Below are 748 nucleotides of genomic sequence, written 5' to 3'. Positions count from 1 at the left end.
CCCCGCACTACTCAGGATACCACTATCTATGCAGTCCTTACCCATACCGGGCTATCACCGTCTATGGCCCCTCTTTCCAAAGGGTTCTGGTTCATCCTGCTTCGAATGATGTGGTCCTATAACCCCGACATTGCCGTAACAATGCCGGTTTGGGCTACTCCGCGTTCGCTCGCCACTACTTACGGAATCACTTTTGTTTTCTTCTCCTCCGGGTACTTAGATGTTTCAGTTCTCCGGGTTTGCCCCCGCCAATGGCGGGTACCATATCTTCAATATGGTGGGTTGCCCCATTCGGATATCTGCGGATCGATCTGTATGTGCCAGTCCCCGCAGCTTTTCGCAGCTTATCACGTCCTTCATCGCCTCTGAGAGCCTAGGCATTCCCCATACGCTCTTATGTAGCTTATTGTACTTTTTGTCTTTTAATGAGTTTGCAGCCATCCCCTAGCTCGTAAACCGGGAACGACTACGTGTTACTTGATATATTCCGAAGAATATACCCGTAATATTTTTTTATGTATCTTTTTTCAATATGTCAATGAACGTTTTCCTTGAGAGAAAAGAACAGAGAGAATAGAGGATAGACCAAGTCTATTGTCTTTTTTCTTTGTTCTATCTTCTCAGAGATAGTGGAGAATATCGGAGTCGAACCGATGACCTCCTGCGTGCAAGGCAGGCGCTCTAGCCAGCTGAGCTAATCCCCCAAAGTATCTTTTGGCAGTCCACAGTCTGCAGTTTGCAGTCGCTT

General features: G+C 47.2%; 1 tRNA gene and 1 rRNA gene. Both read right to left on the bottom strand.

Going from position 1 to position 748, the window contains the following annotated elements:
- Positions 1 to 409 (bottom strand): 23S ribosomal RNA (locus tag G6N06_RS19645); the annotation flags it as partial.
- Between the two features lie 221 nt (positions 410 to 630).
- Positions 631 to 704 (bottom strand) — tRNA-Ala (locus G6N06_RS19640).
- Positions 705 to 748: the final 44 nt, after the last annotated feature.

It is taken from the genome of Gelidibacter japonicus, from assembly GCF_010725055.1.
Classification (GTDB): Bacteria; Bacteroidota; Bacteroidia; order Flavobacteriales; family Flavobacteriaceae; genus Gelidibacter; species Gelidibacter japonicus.
This window is presented reverse-complemented; position numbering and strand designations above follow the sequence as displayed.